At 60.1% G+C, this 18,381-nt stretch carries 12 protein-coding genes and 1 pseudogene; 9 read left to right on the top strand and 4 right to left on the bottom strand.

Annotated features, from left to right (window positions below):
• The first annotated feature begins 60 nt into the window (after positions 1–60).
• From IPM39_16485 to IPM39_16475, 3 genes and pseudogenes are all read left to right on the top strand, one after another.
• A pseudogene (locus tag IPM39_16485) lies at positions 61–1,394 on the top strand (ammonia-forming cytochrome c nitrite reductase subunit c552).
• A gap of 4 nt (positions 1,395–1,398) precedes the next feature.
• On the top strand, positions 1,399–1,722 hold the full coding sequence (locus tag IPM39_16480; protein ID MBK8987648.1) for a cupin domain-containing protein: 324 nt from the start codon (positions 1,399–1,401) through the stop codon (positions 1,720–1,722).
• A gap of 134 nt (positions 1,723–1,856) precedes the next feature.
• Positions 1,857–3,098, top strand: coding sequence for a hypothetical protein (locus IPM39_16475; GenBank protein ID MBK8987647.1), 1,242 nt, complete (start codon positions 1,857–1,859; stop codon positions 3,096–3,098).
• A gap of 9 nt (positions 3,099–3,107) precedes the next feature.
• Here IPM39_16475 and lysS read toward each other — a convergent pair whose 3' ends face one another.
• Together lysS and greA are read right to left on the bottom strand one after the other, a co-directional pair.
• A complete protein-coding gene (lysS, locus tag IPM39_16470; GenBank protein ID MBK8987646.1) occupies positions 3,108–4,631 on the bottom strand; it encodes a lysine--tRNA ligase in 1,524 nt (507 codons plus the stop codon).
• A 105-nt stretch (positions 4,632–4,736) separates the two neighbouring features.
• Positions 4,737–5,222 carry a transcription elongation factor GreA gene (gene greA, locus IPM39_16465; protein MBK8987645.1) on the bottom strand — a complete coding sequence of 162 codons (486 nt, stop codon included), beginning with the start codon at positions 5,220–5,222 and terminating at the stop codon, positions 4,737–4,739.
• Positions 5,223–7,024: 1,802 nt separating this feature from the next.
• Here greA and IPM39_16460 point away from each other — a divergent pair.
• Both IPM39_16460 and IPM39_16455 read left to right on the top strand, forming a co-directional pair.
• Entirely contained in the window at positions 7,025–7,816 is a 792-nt protein-coding gene (locus IPM39_16460; protein ID MBK8987644.1) for a Uma2 family endonuclease, read from the top strand.
• The gene (locus IPM39_16455; protein ID MBK8987643.1) at positions 7,806–9,080 is read left to right on the top strand and encodes a molybdopterin molybdotransferase MoeA; all 1,275 of its coding nucleotides are present in this window, start codon (positions 7,806–7,808) and stop codon (positions 9,078–9,080) included. The genes IPM39_16460 and IPM39_16455 overlap by 11 nt, the downstream gene beginning before the upstream one ends.
• A gap of 207 nt (positions 9,081–9,287) precedes the next feature.
• Here the strand turns inward: IPM39_16455 and IPM39_16450 are convergent, their stop codons facing one another.
• Positions 9,288–10,229 (bottom strand): flippase-like domain-containing protein, encoded by a 942-nt coding sequence (locus tag IPM39_16450; GenBank protein MBK8987642.1) that lies wholly within the window; start codon positions 10,227–10,229, stop codon positions 9,288–9,290.
• 3 nt (positions 10,230–10,232) lie between these two features.
• Positions 10,233–10,382: a hypothetical protein gene (locus IPM39_16445; GenBank protein ID MBK8987641.1), complete on the bottom strand. Its 150-nt coding sequence runs from the start codon at positions 10,380–10,382 to the stop codon at positions 10,233–10,235.
• Between the two features lie 14 nt (positions 10,383–10,396).
• Between IPM39_16445 and IPM39_16440 the strand changes: the two genes are divergently transcribed.
• The 4 genes from IPM39_16440 (at position 10,397) to IPM39_16425 (ending at position 18,378) form a co-directional block, all read left to right on the top strand.
• Entirely contained in the window at positions 10,397–12,082 is a 1,686-nt protein-coding gene (locus IPM39_16440; protein ID MBK8987640.1) for a phospholipid carrier-dependent glycosyltransferase, read from the top strand.
• A gap of 10 nt (positions 12,083–12,092) precedes the next feature.
• Positions 12,093–14,054 carry a hypothetical protein gene (locus IPM39_16435; protein MBK8987639.1) on the top strand — a complete coding sequence of 654 codons (1,962 nt, stop codon included), beginning with the start codon at positions 12,093–12,095 and terminating at the stop codon, positions 14,052–14,054.
• Between the two features lie 193 nt (positions 14,055–14,247).
• On the top strand, positions 14,248–15,840 hold the full coding sequence (locus IPM39_16430) for a hypothetical protein (protein ID MBK8987638.1): 1,593 nt from the start codon (positions 14,248–14,250) through the stop codon (positions 15,838–15,840).
• 177 nt (positions 15,841–16,017) lie between these two features.
• Positions 16,018–18,378 carry a glycosyltransferase family 39 protein gene (locus IPM39_16425; protein MBK8987637.1) on the top strand — a complete coding sequence of 787 codons (2,361 nt, stop codon included), beginning with the start codon at positions 16,018–16,020 and terminating at the stop codon, positions 18,376–18,378.
• The last annotated feature ends 3 nt before the right edge of the window (positions 18,379–18,381 follow it).

The following is an 18,381-nucleotide window of genomic DNA, read 5'->3' as shown; positions in this document are numbered from 1 at the left end:
GACCACTGACCACTGAACACTGATTACTGAAAATTCCCCACCATTCTTAAAGGAGAACCTATGAATACCAATACCCCACCTGAATCCCCCAACCGCCGGCCACTTTTCCTGGCTGTTGCCGCTTTTGTCGTTGGCCTGGTTGTCATGGCCGGGCTGGCTGCCCTGCTCACCAACATCCAACAACGCAAAGCGGAAACAGTCGAATTTCCGCTCCGCGTCGTCGCAATCAGCCCTGACGAACTGGACCCGGCCGTCTGGGGCCAAAACTTTCCCCGCCAATACGATTCTTTCATGCGCACCCAAGACGATACGGTAGGGACGCCGTTTGGCGGTTCTATCCCTTACAGCAAGCTGGAAAAATACCCGGCGATGGTGCGCATTTGGGCCGGCTATGCCTTTAGCAAAGACCACAACGAAGAGCGCGGCCACTATTACACCACCATAGATCAGAAAAACACCTTGCGCGTGCAGTTGGTGGACCAGCCCAGCGCGTGCGCCAACTGCCACGCCGCTGAAGCGCCAAAACTGATTGCCGAAATGGGTTGGGAGGAATTCAACCACACCCCGTATAACGATCTGAAAGAGCAGTTTCATGTTGGCTCCTCTTGCGCCGATTGCCACGACCCGGAAACGATGGGTCTACGCCTGACCCGGCCGGCGCTCATCAACGCCCTCGAAGCGCAGGGCGTGGATTGACCCAGGCCAGCCGCCAGGAGATGCGCACCTATGTTTGCGCCCAATGCCACGTCGAATACTACTTCCTCGGTGACAATAAAGTGCTAACCTTCCCCTGGAGCCAGGGTAAAAACGTCGACGATATTGAGGCCCATTATGACCTCTACGAGTTCAAAGATTGGACCCACGCCGAAACCAATGCGCCGATGATCAAAATTCAGCACCCGGAATATGAAATGTGGACTACCAGCGTCCACGCCCAATCCGGCGTCTCCTGCGCCGACTGCCACATGCCTTATATGCGCGAAGGCGCAGTGAAAATTTCCGACCATTGGCTGCGCAGCCCGCTGACCAATATCAACAACGCCTGCCAGACCTGCCACCAGCAAGATGAGCAGCTGCTGGAAGAACGCATCCTCACCATCCAAAACCGCACGGCCGAGCTGCTGCGCCTGTCTGAGGACGCGATTCTAGACGCCATAGACGCCATTGTCGCCGCCCAGGAAGCGGGAGCCACCGACGAGCAGTTGACGGAGGCGCGTTATCTGCATCGCCGTGCCTCGCTGCGCTGGGACTTCGTCTCTTCGGAGAACAGCACCGGCTTCCACAGCCCGCAAGAAGCGGCCCGCGTGTTAGCGATGGCAATTGATTACGCCCGCCAGGCCCAATTGGCCGCCGAACGGGTTACGCCCGCCCCGGCTGCCAACGCCACGCAATAATCAAATGGATAATTACAAGATTCTTGATTTACCGGCCGAAGTGGCGGCCAATGCGCCGCAAGATGGAATTTTGAGCCGCACGGTGTTAAAAACGGCCGATGTGAACGTCATTCTGTTCCATTTTGCTGCGGGTGAAGAATTATCGGAGCATACGGCCGCCGTGCCGGCCATCCTGCATTTTCTCCAGGGTGAGGCGAAGCTGACGGTGGGCAGCCACAGCCAGCCGGCCCAGGCCGGAACGTGGGTCCATATGGCGGCCAACACACCGCACAGCATTGTGGCGGAAACGGCCGTCGCCATGCTTCTTCTCATGGTAAAAAACAGTTGATAGTTGATAGTTGGTAGTGTCTCGTCAAGGCTAAATGGATGGATTGAGGAGTAGGGCATCCTCAGATGCCCGCCGTTCGCATGTGGGGGTGCAAACGTCTCATTTTACGCCTGACAGAACAACGTTCATCACATATGCCTGACTCTCCCTCTCTGCCCTGGCGCTGGGCCTGGCTCAGCGCCTTGGGGCTTTTTGTTTTGGCCGGCAGCACCGGGGCGCTGCTGCGGTTTGGTCTACTGTATGGCTTTCCCTGGGGGCTGCAATACAGCAACATCCGCCATGCCCACTCGCACCTGATGTATTTTGGCTGGGTAACGCCGGCCGTAATGGGCCTGATGGCTGCCTGGCTGCCAACGCTGACGGGACGGCCGTTCCCCCCGACGCTGCACGCCCGTTTCCGCAACATCATTCGGGTGACGCTGCTGCTGGCGTTGGCCGCTTACGTCGCTTTTTTGCTCTATGGCTACCGTCCGGCGCAGTTTGGCGGCGCGCGCCTGCCCATTTCCACCATCCTTGCCAGCTTCAACATGCTCGCCTGGTACGCCTTTCTCTTCGCCTATCGCCAGGCGACGAAGGGGGCGGTGCGTAACAGCCCGCTGCGTTTGTGGGATGGGGCGCTGGCTTTTTTGCTGTTGGCGTCGCTGGGGGCGTGGGGTGTGGCGGTAACGGCCGTTCTCAATCTCCGCAGCCCGCTCATCGCCGCCGCCCTCACCCATTTATTTCTCGATTTGTTTGCTGATGGCTGGTTTGTGCTGGCCGTGTTGGGGCTGGCCTACGCCGCCACTCCGGCCGCCGCCGGCCACCCCTGGGCCGCCAAAAGCGAATCCTTGCTGATTATGGGCCTGCCGGTTCTCTTTCTGTTGGGCATTCCGGTGAATTTACTGCCACCGGCAGCGCGGTTGATCGGCAGCGTGGGTGGGTTGTTGGTAGGGTCGGGCCTGGTGGTAAGCGTGGTCATTCTGTGGCGGTTGGCCGGCAGCGAGTGGCGGGTGGCGCTGGTCTTTTTGGGCATGAAAGCAACAGCGACGCTGGCCGTTACCGTCCCGGCCATCGCCCTCTGGAGCGAGCGGGCCAATCTGCGCATCTCTTATTTGCATTGGCTGCTGTTGGGCTTTGTGACGTTAGGATTGGTGGCGGCAGCGCGGGCCGTGTGGGGGCGGGATTATGTACGTGGGTGGCGGGGGTTAACGGCCGTCGTCATCCTGCTTATCCTCACTCTTATCCCCCTGACCAATTTGTGGCCGGCGGCGTGGCACGGCCGTTGGGTGCGCGAACTGGCCGCCTGGGCCGCCCTCGGTCCCGTCCTGGTCGCCAGTGGGATGGTAGGGTGGGGTGTTCAGTGTTCAGTATTCAGTATACGGAACACTGAACACTGAACACTGCCCCTACTCTCTCTCTCGCAAATGGGGGAACAGCAGCACTTCGCGGATGGTTGGCTCGTCGGTCAGCAGCATGGTGATGCGGTCTACGCCGGTGCCGAAACCGCCGTTGGGCGGCATTCCGTAGCGCATCGCCCGCAGGTAATCCTCGTCAATCGGGTTCAATTCCTCGTCCCCTTTGGCATACATTTCTTGCAGCGCCTCAAAGCGGCGCTGCTGCTCTTGCGGGTCGTTTAGCTCCGTAAAGGCGTTGCCCATCTCCATGCCGGCGATGAAATACTCAAAACGTTCCACATGCAGCGGGTCGCCAGGAATGCCTTTTGCCAGCGGCGAAATGTCGCGCGGATATTGGGTGATGAAGGTCGGCTGGATCAGGTTTGGCTCGACAAAATCGCCCAGCAGACCATCAATTAGTTTGCCCCAACTGGCCCCTGGCGGCGTTTGCGTGGCCGCGCCCCGCGCTTTGCCCATCTGCTGAATCGCTTGTGCCAACTGATCGGCTTCCAGATAATCCACGTAATCTATGCCGGTAAATTCGACGATGGCTTCGCGCATGGAGATGCGGTTCCAGGGCGGGGCCAGGCTGATGGTATGTCCCTGGTAGGTGATGGTGGTCGTGCCCAAAACGCTTTCGGCGACGTAAGCTAGCATCCGCTCGGTGAAGTCCATCACGTCGTTGTAGTCCCAATAAGCGGCATAAAACTCCAGTTGGGTGAATTCGGGATTGTGTTTAAAGCTGACACCCTCGTTGCGGAAATCGCGCCCGATTTCGTAGACACGCTCGTAGCCGCCGACGATGAGCCGTTTAAGGTACAGCTCGAAGGAAATACGCAGGTAGAGTTCTTGTTTGAGCTGGTTGTGGTGGGTGGTAAACGGCCGTGCCGCTGCCCCGCCATACAAAGGTTGCAAAATAGGCGTCTCTACTTCCAAAAAATCGTGGTCGTCCAAAAAACGGCGCAGGGCGCTGATGGTTTTGGCGCGAACGCGAAACACGTCGCGTACTTCGGGGTTGACGGCCAGGTCGGCGTAGCGTTGGCGGTAACGCTCTTCCACGTCGGCAAAGGCGCTGTACCGGACGATTTCGCCGTCTACTTCTTGCTCTTTCACCACCGGCAGGGGACTGACAGCTTTGCTAAGCAGCTTCCAGGCAGTGACGCGCACACTCACTTCCCCGGCGCGGGTGCGGAAAAGCACGCCGGCAGCCTGCACAAAGTCGCCCAAATCCAACAGCTTGCGGAACATGGCGTGGCTCTCTTCGCCGATTTCTTCACGGCGCAGGAAGAGTTGGAGACGGCCGTAGCCATCTACCACATGCGCAAACACCGTCTTACCCATATCGCGCATACTCACCAACCGACCACATATCGTTACGGCAAGTTCACCTTCCGGATCCGCTGCAAACGCCGCCAACGCTTCGGCCGAAGTATGGGTGCGTTCCGTTCGTAGAGGATATGTTTCAATTCCTGCCTCCTCCAGGCGGGCCACTTTTTCTAACCGCTGCTGTTCTAAATGGTTTGGCTGCCAGCTCATGTCATCCTCCTGACTCTCCAGACCCCCAGGGTTGTTGGGGGCTTCTATCCAAAAAAAAGCCCGTGTCAAGCACGGGCTGAAAAAGTTGATGTGGTTAAAAAACCGCTACTCAATATTGACGACCCGGAACTCCGTAATGCCGCGTGGCGCCTTGATGCGCACCACATCGCCAATTTTAGCGCCCAACAGCGCCACGCCCAGCGGACTTTCGTTGGAAATGCGTCCTTCTGTTGGGTCGGCTTCGGCCGCGCCCACCAGATGATAGCGCTCTTCTTCGTCGTAACCAACTTCGTTGACCGTTACCCAATCGCCGACGCGCACAAAATCATGAGGGCCATCGTCGTCTTTGATCACCTGGTAATTTTTGAGGATTTCCTCGATTTCCTGAATACGCCCTTCCAAAAACGACTGCGCATTACGCGCCGCTTCTAGTTCGGCATTATCAATAAAATCATCGTCGGGGCCATCATCAAAAGCGCGCTGCAAACGTTCGGCCACTTCTTCACGGCCAACCGTGACGAGCTGTTCCAACTCTTTCTGCAATTTCACAAGCCCTTCGCCTGTTACCAGATAAGGCTTTCTTATTGTCATTCATTACCCCCAATATAAGGGAAAACCGCTGCTGCCAGCGGCCCATCACCAGTGAAGTTATTTTAGACAAAAAATTATACCAGAATTGGCCGCTTTGTAAAGAAAAAATGGGTCTTTCAACACAACACGCCCAAAACAAAAAACACCACCCCACCCAACCCCCCCCCCCCCCCCCCCCCCACAACAAGCCGAAAAACAACCACGCAACCCCCCCCCCCCCCCCCCCCCCAACCCCCCCCCCCCACCCCCCCCCCCCCCCCCCCCCCCCCCCCCCCCCCCCCCCCCCCCCCCCCCCCCCCCCCCCCCCCCCCCCCCCCCCCCCCCCCCCCCCCCCCCCCCCCCCCCCCCCCCCCCCCCCCCCCCCCCCCCCCCCCCCCCCCCCCCCCCCAACCCCCCCCCCCCCCCCCCCCCCCCCCCCCCCCCCCCCCCCCCCCCCCCCCCCCCCCCCCCCCCCCCCCCACCCCCCCCCCCCCCCCCCCCCCCCCCCCGAAAACCCCCCCCCCCCCCCCCCCCCCCCCCCCCCCCCCCCCCCCCCCCCCAAAGGCCCCCCCGCCCCCAAAAACCCCCCCCCCACCCCCCCCCCCCCCCCAAACCCCCCCCCCCCCCCCCCCCCCCCCCCCCCCCCCCCCCCCCCCCAGAAAGGCCCCCCCCCCCCAAACCCCCCCCAACCCCCCCCAAAACCCCCCCCAACCCCCCCCCCCCCCCCCCCCCCCCCCCCCCCCCCCCCCCCCCCCCTCCCCCCCCCCCCCCCCCCCCCCCCCCCAAAACCCCCCCAAAAAACCCCCCAACCCCCCCAACCCCCCCCCCCCCCCCCCCCCCCCCCCCCCCCCCCCCACCCCCCAACCCCCCCCCCCCCCCCCCCCCCCCCCCCCCCCCCCCCCCCCCCCCCCCCCCCCCCCCCCCCCCCCAACCCCCCCCCCCCCCCCCCCCCCCCCCCCCCCCCCCCCCCCCCCCCCCCCCCCCCCCCCCCCCCCCCCCCCCCGCACCCCCCCCCCCCCCCCCCCCCCCCCCCCCCCCCCCCCCCCCCCCCCCCCCCCCCCCCCCCCCCCCCCCCCCTTTTTTTTTTTTTCTTTGGCCCCCCCCCACCCCCCCCCCCCCCCCCCCCCCCCCCCCCCCCCCCCCCCCCCCCCTTCTTCCTTTTTTTGTCCTTTCCCCCCCCCCCCCCCCCCCCCCCCCCCCCCCCCCCCCCTTTTTCCCCCCCGGCCCCCCCCCCCCCCCCCCCCCCCCCCCCCCCCCCCCCCCCCCCTCCCCCCCTCCCCCTTTTCCCCTTTTAGATTTGGGGGGGTTTGGATATCGTGGGGTATCGCTAAATGTAGGGGCAGGTCTTGTACCCGCCCAAACGAGGGCGACCACAAGGGTCGCCCCTACATCCGGTGTCAACCCCGTGAAATCATGAAGAACCTCAATTTGTTATGGTGTATGGCATTTTCGGAAAAATAAATAAGCCTTCAATCCGAAAATACCTCAAGCGAATTCCGAAATACATCGAATTTTCACTCGATTATTTCTCGGAATTCGCCTATGGTAGGGGCAGGACGGCGCGGACAGAGAACAGCCGCAGCGAACGGCATTTTCCCGCGCCGTCTCGCCCAATGGGACCCAAAGAGGGGTGAAACAGGCAGGAGGCCAGGCATTGGTGATTGGCAAAAATGTTGTCCCGCCCCTACGGCTGGATTCCATAGTGAGAATTGCTGACCGCCTGACTGCCGCACTGCTCGACGATCAGACTTGATGTATAATTCTCCCATCGCATAACCTTTGACCCTTTCGTCTCTTTGTCTAAACTCTTGTCGGAGGCGTTTATGACCGAAACCATTCCCAACGAAATCAGCGAAACCTACATCTTGCCCCCTGAATTGTGGCCGGACATTTCCCATATTGTAACGGAGGATGATGCGCCCGTGGGCAACCTGGCTTCCGAAAAACAGATGCGCCTGCTCACTGAACCGCTTTATACTGCCTGGAAAGGGACCCAGGAACGGCCGTTCCTGGCGGCCGCCAACGTTGGGGTCTTTGCTTCCGTCCATCAACCACCCCTCGTGCCCGACGTATTCCTCAGTCTGGACGTGATCGCCCCCGACGACTGGTGGGCCAAAGGGCATCGCGCCTACTTCATCTGGGAATTTGGCAAAACTCCCGATCTGGTTATCGAAATCGTTTCCAACCGCGAAGGTGGCGAAGACGACCGCAAGCTGCAAGCCTACGCGCGCATGGGCATTCCCTATTACGTCATCTATGATCCCCAGCAAGAGGTCCAGCCGGACATCCTCCGGGCTTACGCCCTGACACCGCGCCGCGAATATGAAGAAATCGCCCCCGACCTGTTTGTCGGCTTAGACCTGGGGCTTACCCTCTGGCAGGGCAGCTACGAAAACAAAGAGGAGACCTGGCTGCGTTGGCAAGACGCTGACGGCGCGCTGATTCCCACCGGGGCCGAACTTTCGGCCCGGGAGCGCCAACGCGCTCAGCAAGAGCGCCAACGGACTGAAATCGCCGAGCAGCGGGCTGAGGCCGCTGAACAGCGCGCCGAACGTTTGAGCGCCCGCCTGCGCCAATTGGGCCTGGATCCAAACGAGGGTGATGATGTCGGCTGAATTCTTTAACGTCCTACCACCCGACCAGGCGCGGGCGCTGCTGCTGCGCCACCTGACGGCCGTTTTGCCCGCCGAGACCATTCCCACAGCGACGGCCGTTGGTCGTATTACCGCCGCAGTCCAATACGCGCCAACACCCCTGCCCGCCTTTCGTCGCAGCACCATGGATGGCTACGCCGTGCGCGCCGCCGATACCTACGGCGCAGCCGACAGTCTGCCCGCCTTCCTGACCGTCATCGGCGAAGTAACGATGGGGCAGGCAGCCACCGTCGCCTTGCAAACCGGCCAGGCCATTCTGGTCCACACCGGCAGCATGGTCCCCGATACCGCCGATGCCGTCGTCCAGATCGAACACACTCAAATTATTCACAATTCACAATTCACAATCCACAATTCACAATTCTCCAGGCCATTTGAAATCGAAGTAATGAAGCCCGTCGCCGTCGGCCAAAACATCCTGCAAATCGGCGAAGATGTGGCCCCAGACGCCGAAATTTTGCCCGCCGGCCACCGGCTGCGGCCGCAAGATTTAGGTGGTCTGTTGGCTGTTGGCCTCACCGAACTGGCCGTCGTGCGGCGGCCTCGTGTCGGCATCCTGGCGACCGGCGACGAAGTGGTCCATCCCACCCTCATTACCCAACCTGGGCAGATACGCGACATCAACAGCTACGTTGTTTCCGGACAGGTTATTGAGGCTGGCGGCATCCCCGTTCGCGGCGGCATCATTCCCGACAATTACGCTATGTTGGAAACGGCCGCTGCCAAACTACTGGCCGAATGCGATATGTTGGTCATCTCGGCCGGCTCCTCCGTCAGTGCCCGCGATATGACGGCGCAGGTGATTGCCCACCTGGGTCAGCCGGGCGTGCTGCTGCATGGCGTCGCCACCCGCCCCGGCAAACCCACCATTGTTGGTATTGTGAATGGCAAGCCGGTGCTGGGTCTGCCCGGCAACCCTGTTTCCGCCATGGTCCAGTTCGACATGCTGGGCGTTCCGGCCATCTACCGGCTGCAAGGGTTGGCCGTTCCACCGCGCCGCAGCCAGGCCCGCGCCCGGCTGACACAAAACCTGCCCAGCGAAAGCGGCCGCGAGGATTACGTGCCCGCTCGCCTGGAAGACAGCGCCGACGGCCTGCTGGCGACCCCCATTTTTGGCAAAAGCAATTTGATTTACACCCTGGTCAACGCCGACGGCCTCATCAAAGTGCCGCTGAACAAAGCCGGCCTGGAAGCCGGTGAATGGGTAGAGGTGCGGTTGTTCTAACGAGGCGACTGACTGCGGCGAAATATGCAATATAGGTGTCCAGAGAAATCTTCGCCTAAAAGGTCGCAGAACACGGATTTCCAGGATTTGTGGATAAGAGTAGTCGAGGAAAAAGTATCCGTAAATCCTGCCAATCCGCTGTCAATTGGGTTGAATGTGAGTCTTGTCAGTCAACCAGCGTAAGTATGAGAATAGGGAAGGGCATCGTCAACCAGACCGGCCGTTGCGCACCACCGTCCACAAGTAAACCGGCGCGCCCAAAATGCCGGACAACCGCACCACCAGGAAGTTGAGCAAAGAGAGGGCCACGGCCGTTTCTATCCCCAATCCGGCCGCCGCAAACAAAACTGGCGCAGCCGCCTCATTGGTCCCCAGGCCGCTCACTGATGGGACCAGCAGCAGCACCGACAACACCGGGACCACCAGCGCCAGATAGCCATAGCCCACGCTTAACCCCAGGGCCAGGCTGTTTGTCTGCCACCACAAGACCAGCATCAGGTTAAACAGCAGCGAAACCAGCAGCGCTCTGCCCACCGCCCGCCAGCCGCAGCCTTCTACCGCTTGCAGCAGGCTGGCGATAGGACCATCGCCCACCGGCGAAAGGGGACCGGGCAGCCAGCCGCCCAACCGTCGCAGCCAACTGCCCTGCATCAGCATAGCCAGCAGCCCCACGCCGCCAGCCGCCCCGGCCACGATAAACCAGACCAACCAGACCGGAAAGTTGTCCGGCCGCCAGGGCAAAGCGCACAAAGCCATTACAAACAACATGATCAGCCCGGTAAACCGGTCCAGAATGACTGTGCCGGCGGCCACGCTGCCGGGCACGTCGCGGGCCGATTCCAGCACGCGCACGACGTCGCCGCCAAAGCCGGACAGCAGGAACATGTTGAAGAAGTTGCCGACAAAATATAGCTCCACCAACCGGCTAAACGGAACGGCCGTGCCGACGCCGCGCAGCAGCAGCAGCCAGCGATAGGCGCGTAAAACCAGGCTGGCGTTCACCAGCAAAAAGCTGACAAGCAGCCACCCCAGCTTGACCCCACGCAGCACATCCAGAATGCTTGCCAGGTCTACTTCGCGCAGAACCAGGTAAAGCCCCAGCACGGTGACGCCGATTTTTAGAAGGTTTACAGCCTGTTTACGCATCATAGCTCAATTGTCAATCGTCATTCGCCAATCGTCAATCGCCAATCCTTCGACAAGCTCAGGACCAATCGTCAATCTGAACGCGCCGCCTACGGGAAACGGCCGTTCTCCCCCCGCCGCCGCTTTGTCATTCGCCCGCTTTTTGCCACCTGGCATATAATCGGCCTGTTATGGCACGATGGCGCAACATCCCCGCGAGCTGGCTGCTTACGCCGCTGGTCTTGCTTTTTTTCTGGCTGGCGGTCGGCAGCCTGGTGGGCGACAGTCCAACGATGGACGAGCAGAACCACCTGGCGCGCGGCCTGGCCTTTTTGCGCACCGGCGACCCACGCCTGAGTCTGGAGCATCCGCCGCTGGTGAATGCCTTGTCGGCGCTGCCGGTGGCGCTGCTGCTGCCAGACGTGAAGCTGCCGCTGGACGACCCCAGTTGGACCGAGCTTAGTCCGCCAGACGTGTATTGGTATGTCTTTGCCGAGCAGATGATGTGGCATTTCGGCAATGACGTGACGCTGATGATCTTTCTGGCGCGGCTGCCCATCGTTTTCCTGACGTTGGGGTTGGCGCTGGTGGGCTTTCATTTTGCCCGGGAGGCCTGGGGACGGCTGTCGGCCCCCTTGGCCTTTTTCTTTTTACTGTTCGAGCCGAATTTGCTGGCGCACGGCCGTTACACCACCACCGATTTAGGCGGCACGGCGTTTCTGTTTCTGGCAGCCTACCTGCTCTGGCGGCTGTGGCATGGGAAGAAATTGTCAATGGTCAATTGGCTATTAGCTTCCTTCGGCCTGGGGTTGGCGTTTGGCAGCAAGCTGTCTACATTGGTGTTTGTGCCGATTTTGGCGGTGACGGCCGTTTTGCCACTCTATCCGGCCCAGGGGTGGCGGGCGGCGCTGCGCCGGTTGGGGCAATTTCTCAGCGCCGGATTGGCGTCGGTGCTGGTGGTGTGGGTGATTTTTGGCTTTGAATTTGGGCCGTTCCGGTTTAACTCCGCGCCGCTGCAATCATTCAATCAATGGGTCGGTCCGATGCCCACCTTTTGGGCGGGCATCGGACAGATTGCCGGATTGGGCAGCGGCGGACGGGCCGCCTTTTTGCTGGGACAGTTTTCCACCGAGGGTTTTCTGGCCTATTTCCCGGTGGCCTTTCTGGTGAAAACGCCCCTGCCGATTTTGCTGCTGCTGCCGCTGGCGGCCGTGATTCTGGTAAAAGAGAGGCAGACGAGGCGAACGGCCGTATTCTTCCTGGTCCCGCCGCTGCTCTACTTCCTCTTCAGCCTGCAAAGCGGCCTGAATATCGGCTACCGCCACCTGCTGCCCATGCTGCCCTTTCTGCTCAGCCTCATCAGCGGCCTGGCCCACATCCCACGCCAAAATCCGCGATCTGCAATCGGGAATCCGAAATATCTTCTTTGGCTCGGTTCTCTCTGGCTCCTCGCCATCACCCTCTGGCTGCATCCCCATTACCTGAGCTATTTCAACGCCCTGGCCGGCGGGCCGGCCAACGGCGCGCGTATTTTGGTAGACAGCAACATAGATTGGGGGCAAGATTTGCTGCGCTTGCAGCAGTGGATGGCCGACAACGACGTGGAACAGGTGGAATTAGGCTGGTTTGGCACGGCCAATCCGGCCTATTACGGCTTGTCTTATGAGCCGCTGCCCGGTTTTCCCCGGCCAGAATTTTATGGTTTATGGACCAATCCACCATTTGATCCGGCCGCACCGGGGCCGGGCGTTTACGCCATCAGCGCCAGCAGTTTGTGGGAATCGCATTGGGGCGAGAAAACGGTTTACCCCTGGTTCCGACAGCGGCAGCCGGACGGCCGTGTGGGCTATTCGATTTTGATTTATGACTTGCGGTAGGAGAACGGATTTGGGATTGCGCATTGCGGATGACGGATCACGGGTAACGGATTACGACAAACGGTTTACGGTTTGGGCGACGGCCGTTCTCTTGCTGGCGGCGCTTTTGCGGCTGGTGGCTTTACAGGGCGTGCCGCCCGGTCTGGCCCAGGACGAGGTGCTGGACGCCGATATTGCCGCCTTTATTCGTGGTGGCTATCACGCCGTTTTCTTCCGCGAGGGATACGGCCACGAGCCGCTTTATCATTACCTGGCGGCGCCGTTTGCGCCGCTGCTGGGCGACAACATGCTGGCGATCCGGCTGCCATCGGTGTTCCTGGGGCTGCTGTTGGTGGCGCTGACGATGCGTTGGGCGAAGCGGGAGTTTGGGGTGGTGACGGCCGTTGCCGCTGGCCTTGGTCTGGCTGTCAGTTGGTGGCCGATCATCTTTAGTCGTATTGGCATTCGCCCGATATTGCTGCCGCTGCTGCTGCTGCTGGCGGCCTGGTTTTGGCGCCGGCCGCTGCTGGCCGGTCTTTTTCTGGGCTTCAGCTTCTACAGCTACACGGCGGCGCGCATCATTTTCCTGCTGCCTGTGGGCTATGCGTTGGCGCAGCGGTTGGCCGGGCGGCGCATGGTCGGCGGCGCGGCCTGGTGGCGCTGGTTACTGATCACCCTGGCCATCTTTATGGTGATGGCCGCCCCGATGCAGGTGGCGCTTTGGCGCGACCCAACCTTGCAGCAGCGGGTGGAGCAGTTAGCCGGCCCATTGACGGCGCTGCGGCAGGGCGATGCGGGGCCGGTGTTGGGCAGCGCGCTGCGCACGTTGGGCGTATTTAGCTTTACGGGTGATCCCCGTTGGACCTATTCCTTACCGGGACGGCCGTTGTTTGCTGGGGTAACGGCCGTATTCTTCTATGTGGGGCTGTTGGCCGCGTTGTGGCGCTGGCGTGAAGGACGCATGGCCCTGCTGCTGGTCTGGCTGGCTGTTGGCCTGATTCCCAGCGCCCTGACGCCGCAAGCGCCCAGCACCGTGCGGCTGATTGCCGCCATGCCGGTGGTTTATACGCTGATGGGGATGGGGGTGGCGGCAGGCGTCGCCCAGAGCCAACGACTGGCAAACAACTATCCAGCAGCCGCCAGATTCATCCGTTTGTTGATGGCGGCGTTGTTTACGGCCGTGTTTGTCTACAACTTGGCGCGCACTGTAGCCGATGGTTTTGTCCACTGGCCGCAAGCGCAGGCGACGCGGCTGGAACATTACCAATCGGCGCTGTTGGCGATGAGCCGTTACATAAAGGCCCATCCGACGGACGTCCTGGTGGTGGCTGACGGCTTTTATGAGCCGATTGACCGCGACTCGCTGCGGCGCAGTTTGGGCTATGACCCGGCGGCGCGTTGGGTGCAAACCGGGGCGCCGGTGGCCGGGGCGGTGGTGTTGCCGGCAAGAGAGATGGGGGAAAACGGCCGTCTGGTTGTGCCCGAGTTCGCCCCCATCAATCCAGCGTTGCTGGCAGCGGCCGGTATTGCCGCCGAGCCGCTGTATCGCAGCTCGCAGTGGCCGTCGTTTGCCGTGTATGAGCTGCCGGTGATAACGGCCGTACCGCCGCTCGACACCCCCATCTCGTTTGAGGAGGTGATGACATTAGAAGGGTATGAGATACTGCCTGGTGAGCCAGGAGGGGTTTTACGGCTGATCACAGTCTGGCGGGTGACGGATACGCTGCCGGCCGATTTGACGGCGTTTGCCCATTTATTGGACATTGACGGTAATCTGCTGGCGCAGCACGATGGCTGGGATGCGGCGCCGGCGGAGTTACAGCCCGGCGATACCGTTGTGCAGCTGCATACCATCCCCATCCCGCAAGCCGACGGCCCGCTGACCTTGCAAATTGGTTTGTATACGCCGTCGCAGCAGCGACGGCTGCGCCATACCGGCGATCTTGGTGATGTGGTTGTTTTAGCCCGTGATCTGTTCGTTGACGGAAAGTGACAGCATAGGTAAGATAACCCCACTGTTTTTTGTTGATCCTTCCAACAATAATCCCAGCTACACCACCATTGATTAGCATATGTCTTGGTCAGGAAGAGAGCCACCAGCATAACTGCGCTGCGCAAAAAACATGAGATGATAAGACATAACAGACGTTTATTTTGTTGAGTTACCTAGATTTTTGGAGGTTTAAATGAAAGTTTTTAAGAAAGACCATTTCCGGGTCTTAGGGGTATTGGTTCTGGCGATTGTCGGCGTGCTGGTTTTGGTCCAGACCATGGCGGCATCGTCGGGCAGCGGCCCGGCCGCTGCTTATGCCCAAAGCCCAGTCATCACGTCTACGCTGACGTTTGACGAGGCGTTGGCGGCTTATATCAATTCCCACATTATCCACAGCGACGAGACGCCGGCGCAGATTCCGCCGCGCACCACGCCAGAGACGGCCGTTATCGAACCCCCACTGGCTGCCACGGGGCTGGTCTCTTACAGCGTCAGTTTATTAGACGACACCACGCGCATGGGCGGACCGGGTGAAGTGGTGACTTATACATTGGTTTTGTCCAATTCTGGCACACTCAGCGATGTATATGACATTACCTATGCGTCTACCTGGCCCATCGTGGTTCCCACGACCACGTTTAGCCTGACCAACGGCACGGCCGTGCTGCTGGCTGTGGTCATCACCATACCGCCTGGGGCCAATGAGGGCGATTCGGCGACGGCCGTAATCACCGCCACTTCGCAAAGCGCTACGGCCGTATCCGATTCCGCTACCTTAACGACCATCGCTGCCTTTTATAAATACTTCATGCCGGTCATTGCCAAGCCAGTGCCGCCGCCACCGGCGCCCTCGCTGGGCGCGACGCGCCCGGCCAACAACAACCATTGGCTGATGAATTGGAGCATTAGCAACAATACTTATGTCATTGGCTATGAACTGCAACAATCTCAGGACCCCACCTTTGCTACCGGCGTTACCACTTACAATACTGCCGCCAACGTGCTGAGCCAACCCATCACCGGCATTGGGCCATCAGCGCGTAATGTCTACTATCACCGGCTGCGCGCTCTGGGACCAGACGACAACAGCCCGTGGTCCAATGTTGTCCGGGTGATCGGGAACTATCGGGATGACTTCTCTGACGCGACGACAGGGTGGACGCCGCTGCGCCGCACGACCTATTTGGAACAAACGGCCGTGCGTTATGGCACAGGCAGCGAAGCTGGTAATCTGATCATCATCGTGGGCGATCGGTGGGACTGGATGATTGCCAGCCCACTGGTTGAAGCGCCGCCGGTACCTTACGTCATCGAATACCGGGTGCGCGTCCATGACGGCTCTAATCTGGTCTCTGGTGGTATGGTCTTTGGCGGCGATTGGAATGGCGACGCCTGCCCGGAATTCGGCAACATTTACCAGACAGACAACTGCTTTAACCATTTCTACAATTACAACTACATCTTCTTTGGTCCCATCAAGCTGCTGCACGAACGGGTAGACAGCCTGTTTTGGTGTCCAAATTGTGGTGGCAGCCCGATTAAGCGCGTAGGTCCCACTCAGGTGGTGGATGACATCGTGTCTAACGACAACTCTCTGGAATACCATACTTACCGGGTAGAAGTGCGCAACGATGGCACGCGGTTATACGTGGATGGTAATTTTAAGGCTTCTTTCTCTGATACGACCTATATCCATGAACCATATTTTGGCGTGTTTGCCTCCACCGATGAGTATAAACCGTCTATCTGGTTCTATGATTTCTTTGAAGTGAAGTATCTTGACTAAGTAATGGTCTAAGAATAACTTCCTGTTTTTTAGATTGGACCAATCTCCAAGATTGGTCCAATCTGGCCCATGTAATTTCTAGATGATCATTGAGGAATCGTAAACAAGACCTGACAGGTTCATAAACCAATGGTTGCAGGTGACTGGCCCACCACGGGCCAGTCACCTTTGTTTCGTATGATAGCCAAACGTTTGATCGCTACGGCCGTTCTGTTGCTGATGTTTGCCCTGGCAGTCAGCAGTTTGGCGCACACGTCGCCCACGTTTGACGAACAGGGGTTTATTACGCGCGGTTTGGGCTATGTGCGCGGCGAAAACCAATGGCTGCGCGTGGGCCATCCGCTGGGGCTGAACGCGCTGAATGCGGCGCTGCTGCGGGGCGATGCGTCTGTGCAGCTGCCTACGTCTGACCCTTCCTGGCAGCTGCCCAGCTTTCACCGGCCGTCTGAGTTGTTCTTGTGGGAAATTGGCAACGATGTGGCCCACGTGATGTTCCTGGCCCGTCTGCCGACCATCTGGTTGGGGCTGCTGTTGGCGGCGTTGGCCGGCCGTTGGGCCGGGCAACTGGCGAAAAATGAGTGGGCGGCGCTGCTGGCGCTGGTGTTGGTGGCCTTCGACCCTAACATTCTGGCGCACACCCGCCTGGCGACGACGGATTTGGGACTTACCTTTTTTGCTTTTTTATCTGGCTATACGTTGTGGCGGTTTGGGCAACGGCCGTCCTGGTCCCGCGCCCTCTTTGCCGGAATAGCCTTCGGCTTATTACAAAACACCAAATTTACCGCCGGGCTGTTTGTGCCGATCTTCGCCCTCGTCATCCTTATCAATTTGGGAGTGCGGAGTGCGGAGTGCGGAGCGCGGAATCTATTTCGCACTCCGTACTCCGCACTCCGCATTTTCCTTATGCTCCTTGTCGCCTACGTCCTCATCGCCCCATTCACTTTGTGGGCGACCTATGGGTTTCAGATTGGGGCGCTGCCGCAAAATTTGCCCACGCTGGCGCAGTTGGGCGGCCTTACTGTGCCGTTGTCCCATCACCTGGAGCAGTTGTTGGATATTGGCGGCCGGTTGCAGAAATCCACGCCCGCGTTTTTGCTCGGTAGTTATTCTGATAACGGCTGGTGGTATTATTTCCCGGTGGCTTTTCTGCTCAAAACGCCGCTGCCGACGCTGCTGCTGTTGGCCTGGGCCATTGTGCGCTATTTACGATTGACGATTGACGATTTACGATTAAAAGACTGGTCGTCAATCGTCAATCGTCAATCGTTTGTCTTCTTACTGGTTCCAGTCCTGGGTTACTTTGCCATTGCCCTCACCACCGACGTCAACCTGGGCTACCGCCACATCTTGCCCGTCTTGCCCTATCTCTATGTCTTCATCGCCGTCACCCTCCTCAATTCACATTTCCCAATTCCCAATTCATCATTTATCATTCTTCCCGCTCTTCTCTGGCTCTTCGCCGCCGCTCTCTGGCTCCATCCCCACTACCTGGCCTACTTCAACATTTTGGCGGGTGGCCCCAACGGTGGTTGGCGCGCTCTGGTAGACAGCAACCTGGATTGGGGCCAGGATTTGGGCAATCTGAAGCAGTGGATGGATGCCAATGAGGTTGACCACGTCTGGTTGAGTTATTTTGGCGAAGGGCGGCCTGAGTATTACGGCATTCACTACAGCGGTCTGGACAGTTGGCCGCCGCGCCTGATGGACCCGGGGGCACGGCCGTTTTACCCCCACGACCCCGCTCCCGGTTTATACGCCATCAGCGCCACTACTCTGCAAGGCGTCCACTTCGCCGACCACGATCTGTTTGCCTGGTTTCGGGACCGCGAGCCGGTGGCTAAAATTGGTTACAGCATTTTCATTTACGAGGTAAAGGAGCGTGGTGAGATGGTTGACGTTTCGTTAGGTGGCGTGCAACTGGATGAATTGGCCCCGGCTGATTTTGCCCGTTTCCAGAGCAATCGGGTGACGCTGGGCTGGTTTGATCCGGCTACGGCCGTTTTAATCCCTGAATCTGACAACCGCTGGGTGGTCTTACCGGCCGCGCCTGTTTTGGCCGATGAATGGGGCTATACGGCCGATTGGGAATTGGTGGCGCAAACGGCCGTTTACCGCCTGTACCGCCTGCCGCCGATGGACGATGGCTATAAACGGCCGCGCGTGGAATTTACCGCCCAGGGCGGGACGATTGGCCTGCTGAACTGGGTGATGGCGCAAACGGCCGTTCCCGGCCAACCGTTCACCCTCCACACCCATTGGCGCAAAACCTCGTCGCCGCAACCTCTCAGCATCTTCATCCACCTCACCAATGAGGCTGGTGACATTGTGGCGCAGTGGGATGGCCTGGGCGCAAAGTGGCAGGGCTGGCGGCCGCAAACCCTTCTGTGGCAGGCGCACACCATCCCCCTGCCCGCTGACCTGCCGCCGGGCAAATATGACGTGCGCGTTGGGCTGTACAACCCTGAAAACGGCCGTCGCCTGCTCACCCCCACCGACGCCGACTTCGCCCTCCTCGGCCAATTCACAATTCACAATTAACAA

This window comes from Candidatus Leptovillus gracilis, assembly GCA_016716065.1.
GTDB lineage: Bacteria > Chloroflexota > Anaerolineae > Promineifilales > Promineifilaceae > Leptovillus > Leptovillus gracilis.
Note: the sequence above shows the minus strand (reverse complement) of the source record. Positions and strands in the feature narration are given on the sequence as shown.

What these genes read in the sequence shown, in the direction of transcription:
- IPM39_16480 (MBK8987648.1), top strand. Translation starts at nt 1,399, where the DNA reads ATGGATAATTACAAGATTCTTGATTTACCGGCCGAAGTGGCGGCCAAT.
- IPM39_16475 (MBK8987647.1), top strand. Translation starts at nt 1,857, where the DNA reads ATGCCTGACTCTCCCTCTCTGCCCTGGCGCTGGGCCTGGCTCAGCGCC.
- lysS (MBK8987646.1), bottom strand. Translation starts at nt 4,631, where the DNA reads ATGAGCTGGCAGCCAAACCATTTAGAACAGCAGCGGTTAGAAAAAGTG.
- greA (MBK8987645.1), bottom strand. Translation starts at nt 5,222, where the DNA reads ATGACAATAAGAAAGCCTTATCTGGTAACAGGCGAAGGGCTTGTGAAA.
- IPM39_16460 (MBK8987644.1), top strand. Translation starts at nt 7,025, where the DNA reads ATGACCGAAACCATTCCCAACGAAATCAGCGAAACCTACATCTTGCCC.
- IPM39_16455 (MBK8987643.1), top strand. Translation starts at nt 7,806, where the DNA reads ATGTCGGCTGAATTCTTTAACGTCCTACCACCCGACCAGGCGCGGGCG.
- IPM39_16450 (MBK8987642.1), bottom strand. Translation starts at nt 10,229, where the DNA reads ATGATGCGTAAACAGGCTGTAAACCTTCTAAAAATCGGCGTCACCGTG.
- IPM39_16445 (MBK8987641.1), bottom strand. Translation starts at nt 10,382, where the DNA reads ATGCCAGGTGGCAAAAAGCGGGCGAATGACAAAGCGGCGGCGGGGGGA.
- IPM39_16440 (MBK8987640.1), top strand. Translation starts at nt 10,397, where the DNA reads ATGGCACGATGGCGCAACATCCCCGCGAGCTGGCTGCTTACGCCGCTG.
- IPM39_16430 (MBK8987638.1), top strand. Translation starts at nt 14,248, where the DNA reads ATGAAAGTTTTTAAGAAAGACCATTTCCGGGTCTTAGGGGTATTGGTT.
- IPM39_16425 (MBK8987637.1), top strand. Translation starts at nt 16,018, where the DNA reads ATGATAGCCAAACGTTTGATCGCTACGGCCGTTCTGTTGCTGATGTTT.